We start from the raw sequence: 24,720 nt of genomic DNA, 5'->3' as shown, positions 1-24,720 counted from the left end.
TAGCACGCGGTTAAGTGTGCAAAGCTAATATTTTTAAAGCTTTAGTAATTGCGCCGCTGACGCAATAGCAACTTCTAAAGAATGCATTTTAAACGGTTTTGAAATAAACATATCCATACCAGCTTGTTTGCATGCTAATTTATCTTGTGATGAAGTATTAGCTGTAAGGGCAACAATATAGGTTGAATCGTGCGGACAGATACTTTTTGAACGCAGTTGTTTTGTAGCCTCAAAACCATCGAGTATAGGCATAATACAATCCATAAAAATAAGGTCGTAATGCTTTTGCTCGCATTTAAATATGGCATCTTGCCCATCTACTGCAAAGTCTGGCTTTATATTGAGTTTATTAAGCGACGCATCAAGAACGAGTCTGTTTATGTCGTTGTCATCCACCACTAAAACAGAAAGCTTAGAAGCGTTAATGTTTATTTTTGATAGTGGATTTAGTTCTACTTTTTGCTCTTTACCGAGCTCTATAGGGATACTTAGCGAAAAAGTAGTTCCTTGATTTACTTTACTACTTACCTTGATTGTTCCGCCCATGTACTCAACAAGTTCTTTAACTATTGCGAGGCCAAGTCCTGTGCCTCCTTTACTGTTTTTAGCATCTACTTCTTGAGTAAAAGGGGAGAATAAAGATTCAAGAAATTGGCTAGTCATGCCTCTTCCCGTATCGGCGACTTTAATGTTTAGCGTTAATTTATTATTGTTATTAATCACAGACGTGTGCAGTTTTACACAACCACGCTCAGTAAATTTTAACGCATTACTTAATAAGTTGGAGGTAATTTGACTTAGGCGTGTGTTATCGCAATATGCCCAGCAGCTATCAGAAATTTCATTTTTTACTTCTAGTTCTACATTGCTGTTTTTAAATAACGGGGTGTACAAAGAAATGAGATCAGTAAATGTTGTATTTAATAAAACATCCGTGGGTTCTAGTTTTAACTCACCGTGGTTAATTTTAGAAAAATCGAGTACTTCGTTTATTATGCTCAAGAGTATATCTGCGCTACGCAGCGCGACTATTATTTTTTCGGTTCTCTTTTGTTCGTTATGTTCATCTATTAACGTAGTAAGCATGCCCGTAATGCCATTTAGCGGTGTTCTAAGTTCGTGGCTTATTTTTGCAAAAAGCATGCTTCTATCTTCGAGTAATCGCTCGGCTTGTTCTTGTTTATTTTTAAGCTCTTCTCTTAAAGCCACTGCTTCGGTAATATTTTGAAAGGTACCAAACAAACGTACACAGGTATCACCGTCAAATTCGGCTTCACCAAATGTAGATACCCAAATGGTCTGATTTTTGGCTGTAATAATTTCAAGCTCTAGATGCCACTTTTCGCCGTGTTGTATAGCAAGCTCAACTGCTTTACTTATTTCGTCTCTGCTTGTACCTTCTTTATAAAAGTTAACTGCAGATTCCATTTCAGGCTGATAGTTTTCATCAACTTGATGGATTTGTTTAGTTTGCTGACTCCAATAAATTTTATTATTAGTAAGGTCAACTTCCCACGTGCCTATATTTGCTATGCTTTCTAGTTTTAATAAGCTATTGCTGTTTTTTATTAATTTTTCTTTAGTGATGCTGCGAGCTAGTTCTGCCCCTAACCACTGCGCAAATAGCTCAATATAGTCGTAGGCGGCATCTGTAAATACTGGAGATTGATTGGCAGAAGAAAAATTTACAGTTCCAAATATATCGGTACCTATTTTAATAGGTGCCCCAATATATGACTCAAGTTTAAAGTTTGCATAGCAAGGATGGTCAGCAATTGCGCTTTGTGAGACGTTATGAAATGCAAGTGCAGAACCCGCACTAAGAGTGTGTACACAATAGGTGCCATCTAAATCAAATTGAGTACCTATTTCTAATGCATTATCTGGCGTAATGGCATGTAGCACGGTATAGCAGTTTTTCTCGACCTTACTAATAATAGCTAAATCAAGGTTAAACACTTTAAGTCCAAATGCTAGTAGCTGATGGTTTTTTTCATCAAAGTCTAAGCTTTGGTTAGATACTATGTCGTGAAATTGCCTAAGAAAATTCAATAGTAAACATCCTGTTGGTTTTAGAACTGAGTCTATAGCTTGATAAAGCACTAGTTTAACAAAAAAATTAAATATATTTAGTTAATTATTACTTTATATAAACTTTCTCTAATTAAGCACAACTGATTTAAACACAAACTGCGAGTAAGTTGCTCGCAGCTTATTGTGTATATTAGTACGTTGAGTTTGGTGTGTACTCAGGGTTGATATCGCCGCCTACTTCCTCTGGGTCAACATCGTTAATAAGCAGTGTTTCACGTACAGCTTCAATGTGATCAAGTACGCTTTGGTAGCGCTCGCCATATTCATACTTTGTCACTTCAATCGCTTTAGGCATGTAAGTAAAAGCTATTTTTAGGGCGTGGAGTGCTTCTTCGTTTATTTTTTCGCTCATAATGTTCTCTTATGTGTAGGCTATGGCTAACCTGAGTTCTGAATAATAAATCTATCTCAAGCAGCTATTTTTAGCGCTAACTGCGTTGAATTTCCTTGCAATAGACCAGCTATTGACGCGTAAATTCGCCTTGTTTTCACCAAAAATTTCTAGCTAGAGAGAAACAGACTTAAATATCGTTATTATTTATAGTGTTTTTAAATCTCTTAACCAGAATTTAGGTTAGTTAATAAAATAACACCAAATACGATTCGGTAAAGACCAAAACTAACAAAAGTGAAATTTTCTAGAAAGCGTATGAATAGTTTAATAGTAAAATAAGCAACTATAAAAGACGTTAAAAAACCTACAGCAAGGGCAGTTAGGTCATCTAAGCTAAACAGTTGGTAATGTTTAAGTAAGTCGTACCCTGAGGCTGCTGCAAGTACAGGTAAACCAAGTAAAAATGAAAATTCAGCGCTGGTTTTTCGGTTTAAACCACACAACATGGCACCAACAATAGAGCTCCCAGCACGACTAGTCCCCGGAATTAACGCAAATACTTGTGCTACGCCAATCCAAAGTGCTTGTTTATAAGTAACTTGGGTTACATCGGTAGTTGTACAGTGAGCCTCTTTATAACTGCGCTCTAATAGTAAAAAAATCACACCGCCTACAATAAACATAACACCTACTACCGGTACGCTAAACAGTGTTTTTATTACATCACTAAATATAAAACCAATAATGCCCAAAGGAATAAATGCAATGGCAACTTTAATCCATAAATTAAAATGTTTAGGGCTAAACTTGTCTTTATAGTTGGCTAGTACCGCTAAAATGGCGGCAAGTTGGATAATGACTTCGAAGGCGAGGTTAGTGTCTGTTGATTCAATGCCTAACCACTTTGACGCTACAATTAAGTGCCCAGTTGATGATATGGGTAAAAACTCTGTTATTCCTTCAATAATACCTAAAATAATCGCGTTAATTATATCCACGGTTTACTGCTTCCTGAAAAATTAAAAAGCCCGAACTCGGCTTAACTGAAATGACGCATTACTGCGTACCTAAATTGCGAGGCGTAGCATAAAAGCTCTTAAAGCAAACCAACAGTATTTTTAGAATTAATGTGTTTAATAAATTGCATTAAGTTTTAAATGCACAATATAATAACAATTGTTATCATTTGCATATGCTGTTTTGTATATGTTTGGGCAAATTTAATGAGCGAATAATGCATAATAAAAAAACGTTTACAGCTACACGGCGAAGGCACCTAATTGCATGTGTGTTAGCGCTAATTACTGCGGTAATAATGATTCCGGGTATGACAACTTATTTACCGTTTCAAATGAATGAACAAATATTACTGCCTATTTTACTCTTTCCTGTTATTTGGACTGCGTTGTTTATTTATGCGTATTTGGCGCAAAAGGTATGGCAACCGTTTGTTGTAATGATTGCACTGTGTGTATCACATGGTTTATTGAGTTTTTGGGCGTTAACGCAGGGGCAGGGATGAAGTCGATTACTTTAAAAAAGCTATTTTTATTACATAGCTGGGTAGGAATTATTACTGCTGTACTGCTATTTATTGTTGCATTTAGTGGGGCGTTAGCAGTTCTGTCGCGACCTGAGTTAAAAATATGGGCAAATCCAGAGCTACAATCTAGCCAACACGTTGCCAGCGCGCAAATTAATCGACTAGTAAACGAATACCATAAACAGGTGCCTAGTGAATTTGGCGAAAACATTCATGTGTTTTTACCAAGTGGACATAACTTTCATTTATTAACGTTGGTATTTGAATCCCATCATGGCGATGAAAACTATGACCAAGAGGTGGCCAGAGTATTCCAGTTTCATCCGGATACTTTGGCGCTGGAAAATACTTACTATGGGCCTAGTAAAGAGTTTTACGCTAATAAAAAAACAGATGCGCCAACCTACATAGGTGAGTTTCATGCAGATTTGCATTTAGGGCGACCAATTGGGTTAATTCTCACTGGTTTTTTAGGTTTAACACTTTTAGTAAGTGCAGTTACAGGCTTGTTTATTCATCGTAAATTGATAAAAGAGCTCTTTACGTTTAGGCGAGATAAAGGATTAGATATTGCAGTGAGCGATGCTCATAAGGTCATAGGTATTTGGGGCAGCGTATTTAATATTGTAATTGGTTTTACAGGATCATTTTTAGGGCTTGCGACCGTTATTTTATTACCAGCTGCTGCGTTTGTGAGCTTTGGTGGCGATCAAGATAAGTTAATAGAAACGTTTACCGCAATTCCTGAGCCGGTAGTTAGCCACATCAAGCAACCTACAAAAATAGACACTATTTTAGACAATGTGCATAGTCGTTACCCTGAAGCAATAATTAGGGATGTCACAATAATGGCGCATAACGATGCGAATGCGCAGGTGTATTTGCGTTTGTTAGGTGGCGAGGCAGTTGCTTCTCAATTACTGCATTATAAAGGCAATGGTGAGTTTGTGCAGTCGATGAGTAGTTTTGGTGATATTTCCGGTGTTTCGATAAAAGTAATTGAGTTGATGTTTCCGCTGCACTTTGGGAACTTTGCAGGGGTGTTTGTAAAATTACTTTGGGTATTGCTTGGCTTAAGTACTGCGCTTTTACCTATTTCGGGCATGATGATGTGGCTAGCAAAGCGTACACGTGGCAGTAGCCCGTCGCTGAGTGTGCAGGCATATGCACGCTGGAATCGTTTTATTATTGGTAGTTGTGGAGGCTTGGTATTAGCAAGCTTTGTGTTATTTCCTTTGCAAGTTGTACTTAATTATACCGTTATTGGTGTGGCGCAAAATAGCTTTTTTGGACCCGTGTTTTTTTATACGTGGTTGGCATGGTTACTCTCAAGTGTATTGCCTATAGGTTATAAAAACTATTTTAAGCTGACTCTTTTGCTATGCGGCGCTTCGCTTGCTTTGGTGCTGCCGCTCAATATTATATTTGGCGTGAGCAATGTTATTAACCTTAATAGCTCGCTTGTCGCGATAGTAGATATAAGTTTTATGGTGGTGGGTATCGCGTGTATTTTTGGTGCCTTAAAAATAAAAAACACACAAAAATTACAAGCAGAGGTACAACCCGCATGAACGAACTACTAATTATAATTGCCATGGTAAGTCTATTATTAATGATGCTCAATATACGCAAAAACACACTCACAATACCCACTAAAGCTTTTTTATGTACACTGCTATTTAGTTTAGCGCTGATATGCTTTATGAGTGTTTATGGTATTTTAGGCGGTGCAATATGCACCGTTGTAGGAGCTATGTTAGCAGGGTTACTAACTGCAGTTATTGCGGGTAAAGCGCCGCAATTATTAGGGTAAATAATGCATTTATTTAGCTAAAAAGGCCTTAGCAGTATCAACTCCCATATTGTAACCACTATTAAGTATTTCAAACTTTTTAGTGGTTCGGCCAACTTTAAAATTAGACGGTGGAGCAATAATATTGATTTTGCAGTCACTAGGTGGATTCATAATAAAATCGATAGACTTATTATAAAAATTAGCCCTGTTTAAGGTCGTTTGAATTAATGCTGGATAGTTTTTATACATTTTTTTAGTAAGCCAAGGTGCCTTACTTGGTTTTTTACGATAGCCTAAACATTGAGACAAAATAACGGTGATTTCGCGTGCACCCATTTCGTAAGCTTTTATAACCGGAATTGAATCAGCAACACCGCCATCGGTCATCGCTATGTCATTAATAATAGGGTAGTCACGGTATGCAATGGGTATAGCGCATGATGCTTTTAATTGATCCACCATATCGGCGCTGGTGGCTTTTAAATAGTGTGCTTTGCCTGATTCGATTGCCGTAGATACAATATAAAACTCTTGTGGAGTTTGTTCGAATACCTCTGTATGAAGGCGTATTTCGCGAATTGTTTCTTGCCATAACCAATCTAAATCAAATAAATGACCACCTTTAATAAAGCGCGCTAAATTAATGAATTCAGGACGACATGAATAGTCGGTAATTACTTTATAATTTCGCATTGGTTGTTTGCATAAAAATGCGGCTATATTAGTTGCTCCAGCTGAAACACCAAAATAGCGTTCAAATGGCTGGTATTGCTGTTTTAAAAACTCATCAAGCACACCAGCGGCAAATATACCGCGCATTGCACCGCCTTCAACGACGAGTGTGTTTTTATTATTGTTGTTCATGGCCAATCCTTTTTATGAAATTTGATGTTATCAACTCAGTCTAAAAAATGCGATAGAGATTACTGAAGATGATAAAAAATTAAAGCCGGGTACACATCGCGAAATTCACTGCTTTCTGGTAAGGTTTAGTATTACAAGGCTTTGTTAATAATAAAGAATAACTACTTATGTTTGATCCTAGCGTAACCATTTTTGAAAGCACACAGAGTCAGCTTGCAGAAAGTCCTCTTTGGCATCCTATGCTGAACACTTTTTTTTGGGTCGATATAAATAAAAAATTACTTTTAAGCAAAAATATACACAGCAAAAGCCAACTAAAAACCGTGAATATGCCCGATACGCTCAGTGCAATAGCGTGGATTGATGAGCAGCACTTATTGCTAGGGACAAGTACTGGTATATACAAATACCATATTAATTCAAGCACTCGCCATCTTATTCTTAATATTGAAAATACACAGCTAAATCGACGTTCAAACGACGGCCGTGCTGATCCATGGGGTGGCTTTTGGTTAAGTACAATGGATGTAAATGCTAAAAAAGGGGATGGTAAAATATACCGTTATTATAAAAACCAGCTTAAAGCCGTTGTAAGTGGTTTGAGTATCCCAAATGGATTGTGTTTTGATAAGTCCCGTTTACGCGGTTATTACTGCGACTCTTTAACGAGTTGTATTTATGTATTAGATCTGGATGAGAAAACTGGTGAGCCTTGCGCTGAGCCACGTGTTTTTTATCAATTTAATAATACTGATGTTGACCCCGATGGCTGCGTAACCGATAAATTAGGTAATTTGTGGCTAGCTGTTTGGGGAATGGGATGTGTTATGTGTTTATCCCCAAGCGGTGAGTTAATTAAAACAATAGAGCTTTGTGCATTAAAACCGACGTGCACCGCCTTCGGTGGTGAAAATGCTGAGTTACTACTTGTGACATCGGCATTTGATGAAGCGATTAATAATACTGTTGGTGAACAAGGCGCTGTATTTCAGATCTCCGGTATAAAAAACGGGCAGTTTGAGCCGCCAGTTTTACTGTAACTTGTACTTTTCAGTGATGATTAGCTTTTAGGCGTAACCCCCATAACACCCACTTCTTTTTTGGTTACTAAAACCTCAGTACCGGCGATAATTGGTTGCTCACTTTCAACGCCTTACTTAGCTTACTACGCGTAAATCACTGAGTAGTTGTATTGTTTATAATTTCAGGTGTATGGATTATCACTACAGCAAACTTTAAACCACTAAAACTCACTGCAGTGCGACACCTTAGTCGGTTTTTAAAAACTAGCTATTTTATTTCTGCCTGTTTCTTTTGCGTTATAAAGGGCTATGTCGGCGTTAGTTATAACCTCTTTGGGTTTTGTTTTGTGATTGGGTATGAAACTATAAAACCCAATGCTTAAAGTGAGGTATTTACTGACAGTTGAAAAGTTATGTTCAATTGCGAGTTCTGCGATTTTTTCCTGAATAAGAACAGCAAACCTTTGACAGTGATCTGTGTCGACTGCAGGTAAAACTATCGCAAATTCTTCCCCCCCGAAACGAGCTGCTAGATCACCTTCCCGTTTACAAATATTGTGTAGCGCTTTGGCCACTCGCTTTAGCACTTCATCGCCAAGCTGATGCCCATAGTTATCGTTATAACGCTTAAAAAAATCAATATCACACATAATTAAACTAATGGGTTCCTTATTACGTGCACAGCGCTTAATTTCGCATTTTAAAGTCTGATCAAAACAGCGTCTATTAGCAATGTTTGTAAGGCCATCAGTATTGACTTGTTTATTGAGTTTTTGGTTGGCGTTAATGAGTTGCTGCTGAGTTTGTTGAAGCTCTTGTTTATAATTTAAATTTTTGAAAGCATTAGCAAGCATTTCACCTACTAACCTTAGGCGAATAAGGTCTAAATCTGTCCAATCTCGCTTTTGAACAACACAATCACAGCCAATAAAGCCAACCAATTCTTTGTCATAGCGTAATCCAATGCAAAGTACCGATTTTATTTCTTGTAGCTGGAAAATCGTTTTTTCGCTCATTGCTTGAATGGGGAGCAACGTTACATCATTCACTCTGAATAAGTGGGTACGGGCCATCGAACTAAAAAAATAAGGGAGGTCGCTTTTTAAAAGGTTTTGTAAGTCGTCTTTAAAAGCTTTGATACCATCATTGACCCATTCGTGAGTGTTATTAATAGTTTTACCATCTTCGGCAAACTTAAAAAGATAACTCCTATCGGCATTGCAAACCGTACCGACTGCTTTTAATGCATAGTTGATATGCTTATCAACATCGTCATTTTGAATATCAATTAAGTCAGTTGAGATGTTCGATATAATATTATCAAAATCATATTGTTCATCCACGTTGTTATTTAATATATCGATAATAATAATGGAGTTTGAATTAGGTAAATTTGCAAATTTTACGTTGAGTAGCAATTTGGATGATTGTTTCGATAAAATAAACTGGCATTGGTTATTTGCCGTAAAATAATCAAAGAATAGCTCCTCGATCAACAGATTTTTTTTACTGTGATGATTTGTTAAAGTGATGTGTGAAAAATCAGTTTTATAAAAATGTGATTGGTCTTTTAAGTCAAACAAGTCCTGTGCCTGGCTGTTAACTTTAAATATATCTTCATTTGCATCATAAAGTAATACACAAAACGGCAATAACTCCAAGTTTTGCCATGCTTCTTCTGATAGGTTATTACTCACTCAACTCTCCATGTGTCCAAGCCATAATTAAATTCTTTTTCTTTACTAACTATTAGCACATTTTTTTTGATTTACTAAGTTTTTAGTGCGTTTGCGGGCAGTACGTATTATAATTGATACTGTATATCATTACCCATTTCTACTCTAAGCCATCTTTGGCTTATTTGCACTTTAAGTATAGGTTATTCAAGCATTTCATGACAGAAATCACTACACACCAAGCTTCTCGTCGTCGGTTACTCATTGCGCTAGCAATTACGTGTTCGTTTATGGTAATTCAGGTTATAGGTGCTTATTATTCTAATTCGCTTGCTGTTCTTGCTGATGCGGGGCATTTGTTTGTTCACAATAGCTCGTTATTCATCGCACTGATAGCATCAAGTCTCGCTATTCATTTTGCCAAAACCTATAACGATGGCCATCAACGAGCAGAGCTTTTTGGTGGCCTAGTGAACGGGTTTTTATACCTAGCAATCAGTTTAATTATTTTGTATGAAGGTGGTGAGCGCTATATACACCAACATGAAGGAAATGAGCTGGCTATCAATAGTTATTTAATGTCGGTTATTGCTGCTATTGGTTTTTTATTTCATGGGGCTGCTGCATGGGTTTTATATAAAGGCCGCAAAGCGAGTATTAATGTGTACGCGGTATTTTTACACTCATTCTTTGATCTGATTTCTACCGTATCGACATTTGTTGCCGGTATTCTTATATATTTCACAGGCTGGGTTGTAATCGATATTTTATCGAGTATGTTAATTGCTTCTTTCGTATTATTCACCGGTATTAAGGTCATAATTAGTTGTATAAAAGGTTTACGCCTAAATAAAGCGAAACTTCCTAAAGTTACTGATATTGAAAGTAAAATTACAGATATGGAACATGTTCATAATGTCCATAACGTCACTGTAACGCGCAAATATAATGGTGTTGTAGTAGGCGCACACGTTGTCCTTAAACAACATTGTACGATTGAAAAACATGATGAAGCGTGTCGTATGAAGGTAGAGCAATTATTAGCCGAAAAATTTAATGTACGTAATAGTGTATTACAAATTGAAAGCCATGAATGCCATCATATCCATTAATAGCATCTAATTAATATAAAAGCGTGTAATAATGATTAGCACGCTTTTAATGTTTCAAATCAAATCAATGATATTGCTAAAACAATCGCTTTTACGTAAGTCTTTAGCATCCATTGGTTTTGCAAAGTAATAACCCTGTAATACATGGCAGCCAACCTCGGCTAAAAAGAGCATCTGTTCGCGCGTTTCTACTCCTTCTGCAATGCAGTATAGATCTAAGTTTTCTGCCAATGAAAAAATAGTTTTAATAATTGATTCATCTCCCTTATCTATACCAATACTATTTACAAAGCTTTGATCTATCTTAATAACATTAATAGGGAATTGGCTTAAGTAAGTGAGTGATGAGTATCCTGTACCAAAATCGTCAAGTAGTAATTTAAATCCAGCAGCTTTTAGGTTTTGCAGCTGTTTGGCTGCTTTAAGCTTATCTTCTAATAAAATACTTTCTGTTATTTCGAGCCTTAATTGTCTTGGATGAACTTGAGAGTCCGCTAATATAGCCATTAACCGCTGTGTTATGTTTGTTTTTAAAATGTGTTTAGGCGATAAGTTTAAAGATATATAAAACAACGGGTTTTCGCTGAGTATAGGCGTAAGTTCAATTAGTGAACGGTGCAAGGCTTGCTCAGTAAGAAGTTCTATTAAACCGGTTTCCTCAGCTACAGGAATAAAAAGAGCTGGAGATATTAACTGGCCTTCATTTTTCCAGCGCATGAGTAACTCCACGCCATTTATTGTTTTCTCTTTTATGTCGATAATAGGCTGGTAGTGATTAAAAAATCGGTTGTCTTTTACTGCATCTTTTAAATCATTTTCAAGCAGTAACTTTTGTTTTATTAGCTCATTCATTTCATCGCTAAAAAACTTAAAGTCGTTTCTCCCGCCTTGCTTAGCGTGCATCATTGCAACATCGGCATTACGGATGAGTATATCTGTGGTTATAGCATCGAATGGGTACAGAGCTACGCCAATACTTGCTGAAATATTAATAGAAAAGTCTTCAATAATTACTTTATTAGCTAATTCATTACTAATTTTTCTTACGGTATCGCGAAGAGATTGGAGTGATTTTATATTTTGAATCAGCACTAAAAATTCATCACCACTTTGGCGGCCAAGTATAGCGTCTTCGCTAAGCATGCCGCTTACTCTTTGGGTAATATTACATAACAACTTGTCACCTACTGCATGACCAAAAGAGTCATTAACAGGTTTGAACTTATCTAAATCAATAAATAATAATGCGCATTGGGTATTGTTTTTATCGGCATATTTAATCGCCTTTTCAATGTTTTGATACATTAAACTACGATTAGGTAGATGTGTTAGAGGGTCAAAATTAGCCAAATAGCGCAGTTCGTTTTCAGCACGTTTTTGTTCAGTTAAATCTGTAATAACAATCACATAGTAACTTGCAGTGTCTTTTGTTACAGCTGTGGCACTTATATGTATTGGGTGTTCGTTATTTCTTGCTGTTCTTATATAAACATCACTTTGCCAGTTTTCAGTTGGTTTTAATTTTTTTAAAATACTAGCAAACTCTCTGCACTTATCTTTACCAATTGCTTTAATAAACAATTTAGGGCTAATTTTGGTGGTCGTTTGCTCGTTTGAAAATGTTTCAATAAAACTATTGTTCGCAGAAAATGGCATTAAACGCTTATCGAGTATAAGTAACCAATCGTTTATTTGGCTAAACGCTTCACCTAAAATTTTTGCTTGTTGCTCATTAGCTCGTTGCTCGGTGATATTGGTATATATGCCAGAAACATATAGAGGCTCATTTGTTTGAGGATCGTATATAACTTGCCCTGTATCTTGATACCAGAGCCAATGGCCATTTTTATGCTGTAAACGGTAAGTTGCTTGCCAGTTTTGTTGTTTTTTGTACTTGAAGTAGTTTTCCCATTGGTTTTCAAAACGACGTCGATCGTCTGGGTGTATAAGCGCTAAAAATTGATCTATATGCACGCGTTCAGGTAAGTCTGTATAGCCTAATTCACTTCCTCTGAGCGTATTTACGGAAGCGTCTTTAAAGTTATAATCCCATACGCCGCTTTTATTATTTTTAAGCGCGAGTTCTGTTTGCTTTTGCGAATGAATAGTCGCTCTATGGGCTTGTTCAATTGCAACTTGGCGGCTGCGGTATTGCCAAAAAATGAAAAACAACACGGCAATTATTAAAACTACATAGGCGACAATAGCAAAGGGCGACTTCCATGGTGCGTAGGCCACGTTGATATTAAGTGTTGCAGGTTCGCTTGTAACAATACCATCGCGATTATGTGCTGATATTTTTAGTGAGTAATTACCAGGTTGAAGCTTTGTGAAAAACACTTGATTAGATTGTAAATCTTCATATGTAAGAGACGTAGGCCCTGAAAGGATTACTTTATAATATGCTTTATCAATATTAGGGTAAGAGAAGTTAGAAAAGCTAACCGTCAATCCCATGTCTTCATAATTTAATTCAAGTGGTTTGCTAAGGTATTTATGAGGATTGTAATTGAGTTCGCTAGTAAGGAGGCTAATATCAGTAATGGCTAGATTACTTTTTTGTAGTTGTTCATTTTCATTAAAGTCTATCGGGTCAAGAAGTAAGGCTCCAGCATTGCTACCGAACATAAGCCTGCCATCGCTTAGTGTTGCTGCCGCTATTGGTGTAAATTGGTTTATATTCAAACCGTCTTTTACTGAAAAACTCACTACATTGAGAGTATCTAGGTCTATTTGATACAGACCATTGTCGGTACTTGCCCATAAAAAGCCGTTTTCATCAGGAAGTAGTGAATAGATAGAATCAGTATTAAACGAATTTTTTAATCCTATATAGTGCTTTCTTTCATAAGTAACGGGGTCAACGCCGAGCAAACCTTCGTGAGTGGTTGCTAACCATAAAATGTTTCGTTTTGAGTCTAAGTAAAAGTTTTCTACAGTGTAAAAAATATCTTCTTTAGGATTAAAAGACTGAAATATAGTCGTTAAAGTTTTTGTTTTTTCGTTGTACCTAAGGAAGCTTTTTGATGTGCCAAGTACAAACTCTTCAGGATGTGTGTCGAGGTGTTTATAAAAAGCGTAAGAAAATAAAGGATCGACTTGCTCTTTGAGCCCCTTAATAATTCTTGTTTTTCCTGTTGTTTCATTAAAAACATAAAAATTATCATCCGACATAAATGCATATGTGTCTGCAGATAATTGGGCAAAGCCAAATAAGTTGGATTGGTTAATTACATCTTTTTCTGTGTCTTTATTTTCAATAATTTTACCCGTTTGTTTATCAAACAGTTTAAAACCATCGAAAGTAACAAGCCAAAGGAATTGATTATCACCAATTGAAGACGCAAAAATATCATAAACGGCAGATGCCCCGTATATTGCTTTTGAGTCGGTTGAGCTCAGATATACATCACTTTTATTTGTTGCTTTGTCGTACCGTGCAATTCCATCTTCTGTTCCTAACCAAATAATATTATTTTTGTCTTGGTAGGTGGCATGAATAGTATTGTTACCGGGTAAAGTAATGTGTTTAAACCGTCGGGTTTTAATTGGCCATGTAAACACGCCCTGGGTTCTAGATGCGAGCCAAAGTACGCCGGACTTATCAACCATTAGATCGTTTATTGAGTTTTCATTAATATTAAACTTACTTTTTTCATAATTTAATACGAATTCTAGTTCTTTGGTTTCGCGGTGATAACTGAACAATCCACTTTCGGTTGCTACAAACTCCCCGTAAACAGTATTGACATAATCCCATATATTATAATTAGGAATTAAAGTTGTAATATTTGCTGCAGATATATTTTTGGTATTATCGAATGCTAATTGATACATGCCTTCAACAGTACCAACAAGTAATCCTAATTCATTATCAACACTTAAGAATTTGACGTTTACATTATCTACCGTATTTTTTTCAGGGGGATGAAGAGGTATTTTTGCAAGTTCTGAATTATCTATATTTGCAGTGTATAAACCATCATTTGTACCAATATATAAAGTGTTTTTATATATTGTTAATGACCGAATGTAGTCACCTTTACTTGGCAGGGTTAGCTTAAATGTGAAGCGTTTACTCGTCTCATCAAATGTATATATTTGGGCATCTATGGCGAAGTAAAAAGTACCTTGTTGCTGAGTCATTGCAGAGATCGGAGAGAACATTTTTTTTTCTTTATCTATTTGACCAGAATAGATTTTTTCGGTTTTTAAAGTGAGGGGATCTATTATATAAGCACCAGAAAGGTCTGTTGAGACAATGATTTTTCCGTCTTCGGCTTTAAATAATGCATAAATATAGTGTTTATCTAGGCCAAAGCCGCCACTAAAAGTTTTTACATTATATCCATCAAAACGGTTTAAACCCTGTTGGGTTGCTATCCAAATATAACCAATATCATCCTCTTGAGTCTGCAAAACGTAACTTTGTGATAGGCCTTCGTCAGTAGAAATTCGTTGTAATTGCTGAGCATAGTTTTGTGATGCAAAAGTGCTTTGGATGCATAGTAAAAAAGTAATGGTGATATGAAAAAAAAATTTGCTCAAACGCACTTATAAACACTCTCAGTGGAAGATAGGATGATGCTTAGCTAGATAGTAAATATAGCATAAGTTTTTATTTTTTAATTACAAATAATATACATAACGCTAAAAGTTCTATTTATAAATAGTGAGCTACTCTATACAGATAATAGTAAATGCTTATAAGGAGAGTATAGTGGTTTTCTCTAATGTTGATGCAAAAAATAGTGTGTTATTAGTTATAGACTTACAAGAGTTGCTTGCTCCTGTAATTAAAGATTTTCCGAATATTTTAAAAAGCACATTGCAGTTAGCACAAGCGGGTATTATTCATGGCGTTCCATGTTTAGTAACGGAGCAATATGTGAAAGGTTTGGGCGAGACTAATCAGCAAATTAAAAATACGTTACCTAATGCCGCGTATTTTCATAAAACGTACTTTAGTGCGTGTGCAGAGCCTGGTTTTGTTGATACGTTAAAAAGCCATGGTAAAAAGCAAGTTGTTGTTGTGGGAACTGAAGCACATGTGTGTGTTTTACAAACATGCTTAGATTTAATAGAAAATGACTTTGAAGTTATTATTGTTTACGACGGAGTTGGTTCGAGAAACCCGCAACATAAAAATTTGGCGATTGAGCAGCTACGTCAAGCTGGAGCTGTAATTTCATGCGCTGAAATAGTAATTTTTCAATGGACAAAAAAAGCTGCTACGCCTACGTTTAAAAAAATACTGCCTATAATTAAGTAGACCGCATGTATATAATGTAAATTAAATGTATTATTTTTGATGTGTCGGTAGTTTATTATTGTGTTCAGTAAACTAAAACTCGTTTTAATACGTATATTGCAGACTGCTTTATAAAATAACAATGCAAACAACAATTTTAAGGTTCTTATGTCTAGTATTGGCCGGTTATTTACAATTATTTTTAGTCTTTTGTTTGTCGAATCTATCGCTATTGGCTTGTATTTCGACACATTAGCGCAGGCCTTTATGATAGGTTTGCCATTGTGTTTATTACCTATATGGCTTTTAAACACACAAGGGGATAGTCCTGTTACCCCGCATGTGGTAGCTGCCGCTATAATGATGTTTTCTTTTTTGCACATTCAACAAACTTTTGGGTTGATTGAAGTCCATTTTGAAATATTTATTTTAATGCCCATGTTAATTGTTTTTGTACAGTGGCGAGTGTTTATTACCGCTATTATTTTTGTAGCGGTTCATCATTTATCTTTTTATTATTTACAAACTCAAAATACGGGTTTTTACGTATTTGACCCTGATAGACTCGCTTTTACTACGGTGCTAATTCATGCTGGATACGCAATAGTTGAAGTATTAGTTGCAGGCTATATTGCAAAAACGCTGCAACGGGAACGTCGTGCGGGCTTATCTTTAAGTTATGCGACAGAACAAATAATGAAAGATCCTGAAAACATTAAACTCTCTCTTCGCGCGGATGACACTAAAAGCGAGGCTGTAGCAGGATTTAACACATTACTAGATTACTTATCTGATGTTATTAAACAGGTACAAACTCAATCAGAGTCATTGCAAAAAAACTCACAAGAGCTTATTGATGTTCACGATCAGTTAGCGAGTGGAGCGGTTCAACGTACGCAACAAACCGATGATATTGCTAATTCTGGCGCTCAAGTTGCCAATGGCTTTAAACTTGTAGAAGAAGAAAGTGAGGTGCTTAAGCGCCAAGTTGACCATATTACACAATCTGCAGGTGATGCATTAAAAGAGGTGCTTCAAACAGACGCTAAAAGTAGAGAGTTGTTAACACTGCTTAACCATACCGAAGAAAAAATAAATCACTTAGTGGCAGCGGGCGATGTTATTTCAGGACTTCTTAATGAAATATCAGGCATTGCTGAGCAAACAAACCTACTTGCTTTAAATGCCGCTATTGAAGCTGCCCGCGCAGGCGAACACGGTCGAGGTTTTGCTGTTGTTGCTGATGAGGTGAGATCTTTGGCCAACCACAGTAAAGCAACAACAGATAAAATTAGTCTTACATTAAAAGACCTTGTTAATAATAGTAAAACGTCAACGCAATCAATGAGTCAGTGTGTGAGTTTTGTAGTTGATTTAACAAGTATTAGTGCTGCAATGAAAGAGAATATTTCAGCAATGAGCGAGCAAATAGCCGCAGTATCTTCAAGCTCTGACTCAGTTGCACAAGTGGTAGCGGAGCAGGCAGGTAATACCGAGTTAATAGCAAGCAGTACTGATACTATGCGCCAAAATCAGTACCAAGATACGCAAATAGTGCAGCAGTTAACCGCTAAGGTGCAGTTAATCGATGTAAGTATTGATGTATTAGAGCAAAGCATTGCCAAGTTTAAATAAATCTAACTCTTTTGTATTTTCGCTTATAACTATATGGCTTGTTTGTGTTGTTGCAGGGTTAGTTTATTTTCAGTTAGAGCAGCTTAAACCGTTTGATAGCTCAAAAGTTTTATTGCAAAAGCACTGGTTTAATAACTTTAAAAAGCAATTGGACTGGGTTGACACTAATGAAGCGTCGTTAGTGCTTATAACTGAAAAAAATTGCGGGTGCACCATACAAGCCAAGCCGCATATTTCATCGTTAAGCTCCTTTGCTGCCAATAAAGCTATGAAGGTTGTACAAGTTGAATTAACACCAAAGCTTAAACTTGTTATTCCGGCAACGCCTGCCGCCGTTATTATTAATAAAAACGGTGATTTTGTTTATGCCGGTCCTCTCTCCGAAGGGTTAGCGTGTGCCCAGGGAAGTGGCTTTGTTGAAACTGCGGTCACTAATTTAGCTGCTGGTTTTAACTCAAATCTCTTAATTACACAAACCAAGGGATGTTACTGTGTAAATAATGCATAAATAACGTATCGATAAACTAAAGCTCGCACTTAAATCAACAGTTGCGAGCTTTAATATTGATTAAATTGTAACTAAGCCATAAATACCTAATGACACAAACACAAAAGCAGCAATAGCACGTACGGTGTTTAGCGATATTCTTTTTAGTAGTGCATTTCCGGCGTATATAACAGGCACGTTAGCAATTAACATACCTAACGTGGTTCCTACCGTAACCCAAAACACAGACTGATATTGTGCACCTAACAACACCGTCGCTATTTGTGTTTTATCACCAATTTCTGCAATAAAAAATAATACAAAAGCGACTAAAAAAGCCCCGTAGCTATCGTATTTACTACATACATCTTCGTCTTTGTCTGGAACTAATAGCCAAAGGCCAACAACAATAAAGCTGATGTTTACAAGCCAAGGTAAATATTCAGAAGAAAAACTATTACTTAACCACTGCCCAAACCACGCTGATAGGCCATGATTGAGTAAAGTTGCGGCTAAAATACCAAGAATAAGTGCGCCTTTATTACGAAAACGGGCAGCTAACAGGAGCGATAAAAGCTGGGTTTTATCGCCAATTTCGGCAAGAGTGACAGTGACGGTTGAGGTTAAAAAAACTTCCATTATTGATTCTTACAGGCGGGAATACTAAACCAAGGCAAACAACTATCTCCCGCCATGAGGATAGTGTCTACCTAGGTCTCGCCGATAACGCTTGCTACAACATTACAAACTTACCATGCACATGAGGTGCAATTATGTTGATAAGTTTACTCATTACTGAGCGGGCTACTCCCCTAAGAGGCGGCCATTATTCCATAACTTTATTTTTAGGTAAATATAGTTAAGAGAACAAATACCATATTCTAATAAATAATTTATATTTATTAGTGAAGAAGCTATTGATAACAATTGTCGTTTAGATTAGTATGCATCTATTGATTGTAATTAACACGGTTTGTATTGATGTATATTTGTCTTTGTCACGGTGTGACTGATAAAAAAATTGAGCAAACAATTGACGATGGTGCAACGACCATGCGTGAATTAACTAAAGAGCTTAAAGTAGGCAGCCAATGCGGTAAGTGTTGTGGTTGTACTAAAAAGATCCTTAATCGCAGACTTATTCAAATTGCGGATGTAACGGATCAAGTTGCTTAATTACATATAAAATTTAGATATAAAAAAAGCAGCTTTTTAGCTGCTTTTTTTATGCTTGTTACTATTTACAGTTGAGACTGTAAGTAGTTTTTGATACCCGTATTTTTAATAAGTAATTGTTGGGTTTCTAACCAATCAATTTGCTCTTCTTGTTCATTTAAAATGTGATCAAGGGCTTCGCGGGTAATGTAATCTTTTTTGCTTTCAGCTAGTTTTACAGCGCTTCGTAACTCGTCAATAGTATCGAGTTCAAAACTCATGTTAGCAGCAATCATTTCTTCGCTGTTTTCACCAATACGTAATCGGCCTAGGTCTTGAAGATTTGGTAAGCCTTCTAAAAACAAAATACGTTCAATTAAACGATCAGCGTTTTTCATTTTTTGAATTGATACTTTGTAGTCTGCTTTATCAAGCTGTGTAAAGCCAAAATCTTTAAACATACGTGCATGTAAAAAGTATTGGTTAATACCAACAAGCTCATTAGCGAGTACTTTATTAAGCGCTGCAATAACGTCTTTATCGCCTTTCATAATATGCTCCTACTAAGCCATTTGTGCTTGATGATAATTTTCAGAACCAATTTTATCAATTAGACCAAGTTGTTGCTCTAACCAGTAAACATGATCTTCTTCGGTATCAAATAACAGCTTTTCTAAAATGCTACGAGATTGATAATCTTGTTGTTCTTCACATATTGCGATGACGTCTTTAACACACGCAACTACTTCAAGCTCTAGTGTTAAATCGTTTTGCATCATGCTTTTTACATCGTTACCGATAAGTAAATCACGGCGCTTAGTCATATTTGGTACACCTTCTAAAAACAAGATGCGCTTAATAAGCCAGTCTGCGTGATCTTTTTCTTCTTCCATTTCGTGGTTAAGGCGCTCGTATAGTTTGTTTAAACCCCAGTCGTCATACATGCGCGAGTGTATAAAATACTGATCGATTGCTGCTAATTCGTTAGCTAACAATGTATTAAACGCATCGATTACTTTTTGATTACCTTTCATGATAAATCGCCTCAACTATTTCAATTGTTTGCAGTGTAGTACATATAGCCTATATTGCAAGTTTTCTCTATAAAAATCATTGCTTTACTATTGGTTTTGATTCTTATTTAAGTTTGCGTTACTGCTTGGTTTGTGGACAGTTTTTTATTTGTATTAGTATCTGAGAATGATTACTAGAGGTATTTATAAACAATAAGTTGAGAGACTACTTTTCATATTATTTTTTTAATAAATAGGCATGCTGATGATGCCTATTTATTGGGTCTATTACTAATTAAAACTGGTATTTAGCACCTAGGGTAGCCGTTGTGCCTAATCCTTTGATGTTATAGCCGCCGTAAGTGTAAGATTGTGCGCGGGCAGGGTAGTAATCGCTATTGAACAGGTTTTCGATACCAAAATAGCCACTCCAGCTGGCGTTAACATTGTATTGGCCACTTAAGTTAAAGGTGTTGTAGCTACTAACAGGGCCTTGATCGCCAGAGTATTGGCCTTGCGCATTTTTATCAAAACGCTTTCTGTCGCCTACATATAAAAAACTCATTGCAAGTGATAAGTTTTCGTTGGTTTGCCATGTTAAATTAGCAGTGGCTTTCGGCGGGCTGATTTGTTTTGCCCCTAAATATTCATCCGCTTCGGTGTTTTTACCTTCTACGTAGCTGTATGTAGCACTTAATTTAAGTTCTTGATTAATAGTATAATTAACTAAACCTTCGTAACCCCATATTTCTTGAGGTGCGCGTACGGGTTCGTAAACACCCGTTACTTCGTTAAATTCATTACTGGTGCCAAGCTCTGAAGTACTTCTGTACAGTGCAAATTCAAAACGAACGTTTTCAAACTGTGAAGTAAAACCAACTTCGTAGTTGTCAATTATAGATGCTTGTGTCTGAATAAGTGCAATATCGTCAACGGTTGCAGCGCGAAGTAAGCGCCCAATATCAGAAATATCAGATCCCTGTGAATAACTAAAAAATGGGCTGAATGCATCTGTTAAATTGTATTTTATGCCTGCATTATACGTTGTAGCGTCATAGTTTATGGTATCACCACGCACATTTAATGGGACTGAGCATTGCGAAGGGGTTCTACACAGTTTTAATGTTTGGTAATCACTTACGCTCAAATCAATACTTTCGTTTCTTACACCTGCTTTTACAATAATATCGTCGTTTATTACCCATTTGGTTTGTAAAAAGCCAGCCACACTTTCCATGTCCATTTCGGGCACCCATACACGGCCATCTACTAAAGGTTGCGATGTTTTATCGTTTAAGGCATCAATACCGTAGATTAAGGTGGCTGTTACGTTTTCAAAATCAAACTGACTATTAAATGTAGCCCTTGCACCTTGCTTGTCTGATTTAATAACGGATTGGCCACCGGTATAGCCTTCATCGAGGTTAGCTAGGTTAGTGGAGAAAAAGAATACGTTTTCTATATCTTGTTTATAAAGATCGAGGGTCATTTGTGTGTTTTCAAACAACGCGTAATCAACATATTTTAGGGTTATATTTTTGTTGCCTTCTGGGCCTTGCGGCTTACCTTGTTTTTGAAGCTCTAAGGGGACATGTATAGCGTATGTTTTTTCTCCTATATTGCCATCGCCAGTAACATCGCCTAAATCAGTTTTTTGCTGTGAGCTGAAATAGTTATAGCTAAACTGCAGTTGCTTTTCGTCGTCAAAATCATAAGTTAGTTTGGTAAAATAGTTTTGAGTTTCAGAGTCTGATAAACCATATTGCAAGCCTAAAATATCGCCCTGTGCATCGCGTTGTACGCCGTTTTCTTCATAGCTTGCCGTTAACAGGTAGCTTAGTTGGTCGAGCTTACCGTTTACTGCAGCCGCTATTCTGCCGCCACCACTTTCTGCTAATTTAACCGCGCTAAAGCGACTTGAAATACTTATTTCGCCTTCTGGTTTACCATCACTACGCGCTTGTTTTGTTATGTAGTTAATAATGCCACCTGAGGCACCATTACCATAAATAGACGTTGCGCCTTTTATGACTTCAATGCGCGCTATTGCGCTGGCGTCTAACGTTTTTACGCCTAAAGAACCATTACGAAGAGGGGTTGATTGCGGTACGCCATCAATCATTATTAGAGGCGCACGGCCGCGTAGTGTTTGTCCTGAATTACTTGAACTACCAGTATCTGGGGCAAGCCCTGGAACCATTTGCGCGAGTAAACTTCCCAATTCTGAGCTTACTTTTAAATGCTGTTGTATTTGTTGCTGATTAATAACGGTGATCGAGGCTGGTACTTCGTCAATGCTTTCTGATATACGGCTGCCTGAAACAATGACATGCTCAAATTGATCAGAATTGTATTCATTTTTATTATTTTCATTTGCTAACGTGTTAGTACTTATTGCAACAGCAATAAGGCAAAGCGAAGTTTTTAACATGGGGTGTCTTAGTTGATAATAATTTACGTAATGGTAATTATTATCAACTAATGACGCAAGTGTTAATGAGATTTATTTCCATTTATGGCGTTTTAACCAAAAATATACACCGCTTACAATAAAAAATGCGAGTGAAAGGGCTATTAATAACCATAAAAACTGCACGATAGGACCTGCAAAATCACCAATGTGAAACTTATATTTGAAGTTCCATGCTTGTGTTGTGAAGTTTGTTTTACTGGCGTCAAATGAGTTTAATACTTTACCCGTAAATGGGTTAGTCCAAACCCAGCTGTAAGCGTGACTTTCGCCAGGGTTTTGCATTCTCAGTGCAATTGCTTCGTCATCCTTTTTAGGTAAGTAAACTCTATATAATTTACCGTCTGGAAATACGTTCTCTGCATTTTTAATTGCTTCATTGTAGTTTAAAGCAGCTTGAGAAGGGGTTATTACTTTTGGTGCTTTAGGTCTTTGTTCTACCTTGTTTAAGGTCACAAATTCTAATACCGATTGAGTTTGTGTTTTCCAGTTAAATGCCATACCAGTAAAGGCAATCAGCATAAGCGGTATAAAAAAGTAAACACCAAGCACTGTATGTAATTGATACATGAGCACTCTAAATTTGGCTTTTGGTTTTATAGCTAAACGTTTAACTCTGTTTTTGGGCTTTACCCATAAATAAAAGCCCAGTAATACATTTATTAAAAGTAGCAATGCACATACCGACATCCAATTTCGAAAGGTTTTTTCACCTTTACTGTTTTCAAACAACAGCCAACGATGTAATCCCATAGCAAACCCATAAATCGTATCGGTTGATTCATAGATGTTTAGTACACTCCCAGAGTAGGGGTTAACACTGGCGTAGTGTTTATTGGCTAACCGAAATTGCCATGCTGCGTTTGGCGCTTGTTCGGGCATAAAAAAGGTGATTTTTTGCTTAGTTTGAGCTTGTACATTTTGTATAAGTTCATCGTAATGCATTAAGTTTTTTTGGGGTGTTACTTGCCATTTCTCAGGCTCTATTAGGTGCTGTATGTCTTTTGCATAAATCATAACAGCACCGGTTAGGCTCACTATTAATAAAAATAGTCCGCTAATTAGGGCAAGGCCTAAATGAATTCTACGTAACCAAAGTTTCAAAAACGGTATCTCATTATGAGTTAATGACAATATTGTAAATGATAATACGAGCTGTTTTCAATTAAATAGTTATGTATTTGGTTTAGCTTGTTATTAAGAACATTAAATTAGGCTTTTATTCGCGATTGGTCGGATTTCTATTATGCAATTTTCGATATTAAAATTGTTGTGTAAAAAACTTTTAACTGCGGCTAAATCAATTACGTGCTGAGTGCTAATAATAAGCTCGCAATAATTTTCTTTATCGTCTAGTTGCCAAAGCTTGATGCTCATTACCGATTCGATATTAAATTCATTACTAATAGCATGTGATATTGCATCTGTATCAATATTGCTAGGCGCTGCTTGCATTAAAATTTTGCAGCTTTGCTTTAATAGTAAAATGCCATGATAAATTACATAAAGAGAAATAAGCACAGTGGCAATTAAGTCAACGATATACCACTGGTATAAAATAATTAAGGTGCCCGCAATAATAACAACAATAGATGCCATTGCATCTGATACGTTATGAATAAAGGCCGCTTTTATATTTATACTGTGATTTGCGCCAGCTAGGTAGATTAAATATGCGGTTGCTAAATCAATAATCAATGCTAATGCTGCCACCCACACAACTATCCAACCATTAATTGGTTGAGGGCTTAAATAGCTCGAAATGGCTTCAAAAATTAAATACACACCAATTAATATCAATGTACTGCTATTAAAAAGTGTGGCAAGTATTTCAGCGCGTTTATAGCCAAAATGATGAGTGGTGTCAGCAGGTTTATTACCAATTTTACGTGCAACGAGCGCGATAAATATAGCGGCAGCATCACTTAAATTATGAAGTGCATCGGCTATAAGTGACAAACTGCCCGAAAATACCCCGCCAATAACTTGGGCTACGGTTAGCAATACATTAATAACCACAGCGACGGTTAGCTGTTTATCGCTCTGGTTTTCGTCTACATGACTATGAGAGTGATCGTGCGCCATAATGACCTCAAATGTATTAATTGAATATTGCTTATATCATGGCTGGTTTAAAACCGCTACAGATGTGGTAGCGTCAATAAATCTAATTATAAGTTAGTAATAAAGGCGTATATTTTAAAAAGTGTGAATTTAATATTGTAACGCTAAACACCCATTTTTTAAGGAGTTTACCGCTCAAAACTTG

At 36.5% G+C, this 24,720-nt stretch carries 21 protein-coding genes; 9 read left to right on the top strand and 12 right to left on the bottom strand.

Features of this window, described 5'->3' with window-relative positions; all coding sequences use genetic code 11:
* Nucleotides 1–33 precede the first annotated feature (33 nt).
* The 3 genes from H5120_RS03895 to H5120_RS03885 all read right to left on the bottom strand — a co-directional run bounded on the left by H5120_RS03895 (nt 34) and on the right by H5120_RS03885 (nt 3,426).
* The gene (locus H5120_RS03895) at nt 34–2,052 is read right to left on the bottom strand and encodes an ATP-binding protein (RefSeq protein WP_182673650.1); all 2,019 of its coding nucleotides are present in this window, start codon (nt 2,050–2,052) and stop codon (nt 34–36) included.
* A gap of 172 nt (nt 2,053–2,224) precedes the next feature.
* Complete coding sequence (locus H5120_RS03890; RefSeq protein ID WP_007375621.1) at nt 2,225–2,446, bottom strand: hypothetical protein; 222 nt, start codon at nt 2,444–2,446, stop codon at nt 2,225–2,227.
* A gap of 206 nt (nt 2,447–2,652) precedes the next feature.
* Complete coding sequence (locus tag H5120_RS03885) at nt 2,653–3,426, bottom strand: undecaprenyl-diphosphate phosphatase (RefSeq protein ID WP_182671077.1); 774 nt, start codon at nt 3,424–3,426, stop codon at nt 2,653–2,655.
* 236 nt (nt 3,427–3,662) lie between these two features.
* Here H5120_RS03885 and H5120_RS03880 point away from each other — a divergent pair, with 236 nt between their 5' ends.
* The 3 genes from H5120_RS03880 to H5120_RS03870 are packed head-to-tail and all read left to right on the top strand — an operon-like array spanning nt 3,663 to nt 5,784.
* A complete protein-coding gene (locus H5120_RS03880) occupies nt 3,663–3,950 on the top strand; it encodes a hypothetical protein (RefSeq protein ID WP_182673649.1) in 288 nt (95 codons plus the stop codon).
* Nucleotides 3,947–5,542: a PepSY domain-containing protein gene (locus H5120_RS03875; protein ID WP_182673648.1), complete on the top strand. Its 1,596-nt coding sequence runs from the start codon at nt 3,947–3,949 to the stop codon at nt 5,540–5,542. The genes H5120_RS03880 and H5120_RS03875 overlap by 4 nt, the downstream gene beginning before the upstream one ends.
* Nucleotides 5,539–5,784: a hypothetical protein gene (locus H5120_RS03870; RefSeq protein WP_165723373.1), complete on the top strand. Its 246-nt coding sequence runs from the start codon at nt 5,539–5,541 to the stop codon at nt 5,782–5,784. Before H5120_RS03875 ends, H5120_RS03870 begins: the two co-directional genes overlap by 4 nt.
* 9 nt (nt 5,785–5,793) lie before the next feature.
* Here H5120_RS03870 and H5120_RS03865 read toward each other — a convergent pair whose 3' ends face one another.
* Nucleotides 5,794–6,630, bottom strand: coding sequence for a patatin family protein (locus tag H5120_RS03865; protein WP_182673647.1), 837 nt, complete (start codon nt 6,628–6,630; stop codon nt 5,794–5,796).
* Between the two features lie 167 nt (nt 6,631–6,797).
* Here H5120_RS03865 and H5120_RS03860 point away from each other — a divergent pair, with 167 nt between their 5' ends.
* On the top strand, nt 6,798–7,670 hold the full coding sequence (locus H5120_RS03860) for an SMP-30/gluconolactonase/LRE family protein (protein WP_182673646.1): 873 nt from the start codon (nt 6,798–6,800) through the stop codon (nt 7,668–7,670).
* Nucleotides 7,671–7,909: 239 nt separating this feature from the next.
* Here H5120_RS03860 and H5120_RS03855 read toward each other — a convergent pair whose 3' ends face one another.
* Nucleotides 7,910–9,349: a diguanylate cyclase domain-containing protein gene (locus H5120_RS03855; protein WP_182673645.1), complete on the bottom strand. Its 1,440-nt coding sequence runs from the start codon at nt 9,347–9,349 to the stop codon at nt 7,910–7,912.
* A 197-nt stretch (nt 9,350–9,546) separates the two neighbouring features.
* On the opposite strand from H5120_RS03855, the gene H5120_RS03850 reads away from it, so the two are divergent.
* Nucleotides 9,547–10,440: a cation diffusion facilitator family transporter gene (locus tag H5120_RS03850; RefSeq protein WP_182673644.1), complete on the top strand. Its 894-nt coding sequence runs from the start codon at nt 9,547–9,549 to the stop codon at nt 10,438–10,440.
* Nucleotides 10,441–10,494: 54 nt separating this feature from the next.
* On the opposite strand, the gene H5120_RS03845 is transcribed toward H5120_RS03850, so the two are convergent.
* Nucleotides 10,495–14,994 carry an EAL domain-containing protein gene (locus H5120_RS03845; protein WP_182673643.1) on the bottom strand — a complete coding sequence of 1,500 codons (4,500 nt, stop codon included), beginning with the start codon at nt 14,992–14,994 and terminating at the stop codon, nt 10,495–10,497.
* 166 nt (nt 14,995–15,160) lie between these two features.
* Between H5120_RS03845 and H5120_RS03840 the strand changes: the two genes are divergently transcribed.
* From H5120_RS03840 to H5120_RS03830, 3 genes are all read left to right on the top strand, one after another.
* Complete coding sequence (locus tag H5120_RS03840; RefSeq protein WP_182671085.1) at nt 15,161–15,712, top strand: isochorismatase family protein; 552 nt, start codon at nt 15,161–15,163, stop codon at nt 15,710–15,712.
* A 147-nt stretch (nt 15,713–15,859) separates the two neighbouring features.
* Nucleotides 15,860–17,326: a methyl-accepting chemotaxis protein gene (locus H5120_RS03835; protein WP_182673642.1), complete on the top strand. Its 1,467-nt coding sequence runs from the start codon at nt 15,860–15,862 to the stop codon at nt 17,324–17,326.
* Complete coding sequence (locus tag H5120_RS03830; protein ID WP_182671087.1) at nt 17,310–17,834, top strand: DUF6436 domain-containing protein; 525 nt, start codon at nt 17,310–17,312, stop codon at nt 17,832–17,834. Before H5120_RS03835 ends, H5120_RS03830 begins: the two co-directional genes overlap by 17 nt.
* Before the next feature lie 60 nt (nt 17,835–17,894).
* Here the strand turns inward: H5120_RS03830 and H5120_RS03825 are convergent, their stop codons facing one another.
* Complete coding sequence (locus tag H5120_RS03825; protein ID WP_182673641.1) at nt 17,895–18,452, bottom strand: TMEM165/GDT1 family protein; 558 nt, start codon at nt 18,450–18,452, stop codon at nt 17,895–17,897.
* A 342-nt stretch (nt 18,453–18,794) separates the two neighbouring features.
* On the opposite strand from H5120_RS03825, the gene H5120_RS03820 reads away from it, so the two are divergent.
* On the top strand, nt 18,795–18,989 hold the full coding sequence (locus H5120_RS03820) for a (2Fe-2S)-binding protein (protein ID WP_002960627.1): 195 nt from the start codon (nt 18,795–18,797) through the stop codon (nt 18,987–18,989).
* 65 nt (nt 18,990–19,054) lie between these two features.
* Here H5120_RS03820 and bfr (H5120_RS03815) read toward each other — a convergent pair whose 3' ends face one another.
* The 5 genes from bfr (H5120_RS03815) to H5120_RS03795 form a co-directional block, all read right to left on the bottom strand.
* Entirely contained in the window at nt 19,055–19,519 is a 465-nt protein-coding gene (bfr, locus tag H5120_RS03815; RefSeq protein ID WP_002958984.1) for a bacterioferritin, read from the bottom strand.
* 12 nt (nt 19,520–19,531) lie between these two features.
* Nucleotides 19,532–20,002 (bottom strand): bacterioferritin, encoded by a 471-nt coding sequence (bfr, locus tag H5120_RS03810; RefSeq protein WP_002958985.1) that lies wholly within the window; start codon nt 20,000–20,002, stop codon nt 19,532–19,534.
* A 274-nt stretch (nt 20,003–20,276) separates the two neighbouring features.
* Nucleotides 20,277–22,412: a TonB-dependent receptor gene (locus H5120_RS03805; RefSeq protein WP_182673640.1), complete on the bottom strand. Its 2,136-nt coding sequence runs from the start codon at nt 22,410–22,412 to the stop codon at nt 20,277–20,279.
* A 72-nt stretch (nt 22,413–22,484) separates the two neighbouring features.
* On the bottom strand, nt 22,485–23,555 hold the full coding sequence (locus H5120_RS03800) for a PepSY domain-containing protein (RefSeq protein WP_182673639.1): 1,071 nt from the start codon (nt 23,553–23,555) through the stop codon (nt 22,485–22,487).
* A 102-nt stretch (nt 23,556–23,657) separates the two neighbouring features.
* Complete coding sequence (locus H5120_RS03795; protein WP_182673638.1) at nt 23,658–24,536, bottom strand: cation diffusion facilitator family transporter; 879 nt, start codon at nt 24,534–24,536, stop codon at nt 23,658–23,660.
* Nucleotides 24,537–24,720 lie beyond the last annotated feature (184 nt).

The organism is Pseudoalteromonas sp. SR43-2 (assembly GCF_014163885.1).
Lineage (GTDB): Bacteria > Pseudomonadota > Gammaproteobacteria > Enterobacterales > Alteromonadaceae > Pseudoalteromonas > Pseudoalteromonas distincta.
Note: the sequence above shows the minus strand (reverse complement) of the source record. Positions and strands in the feature narration are given on the sequence as shown.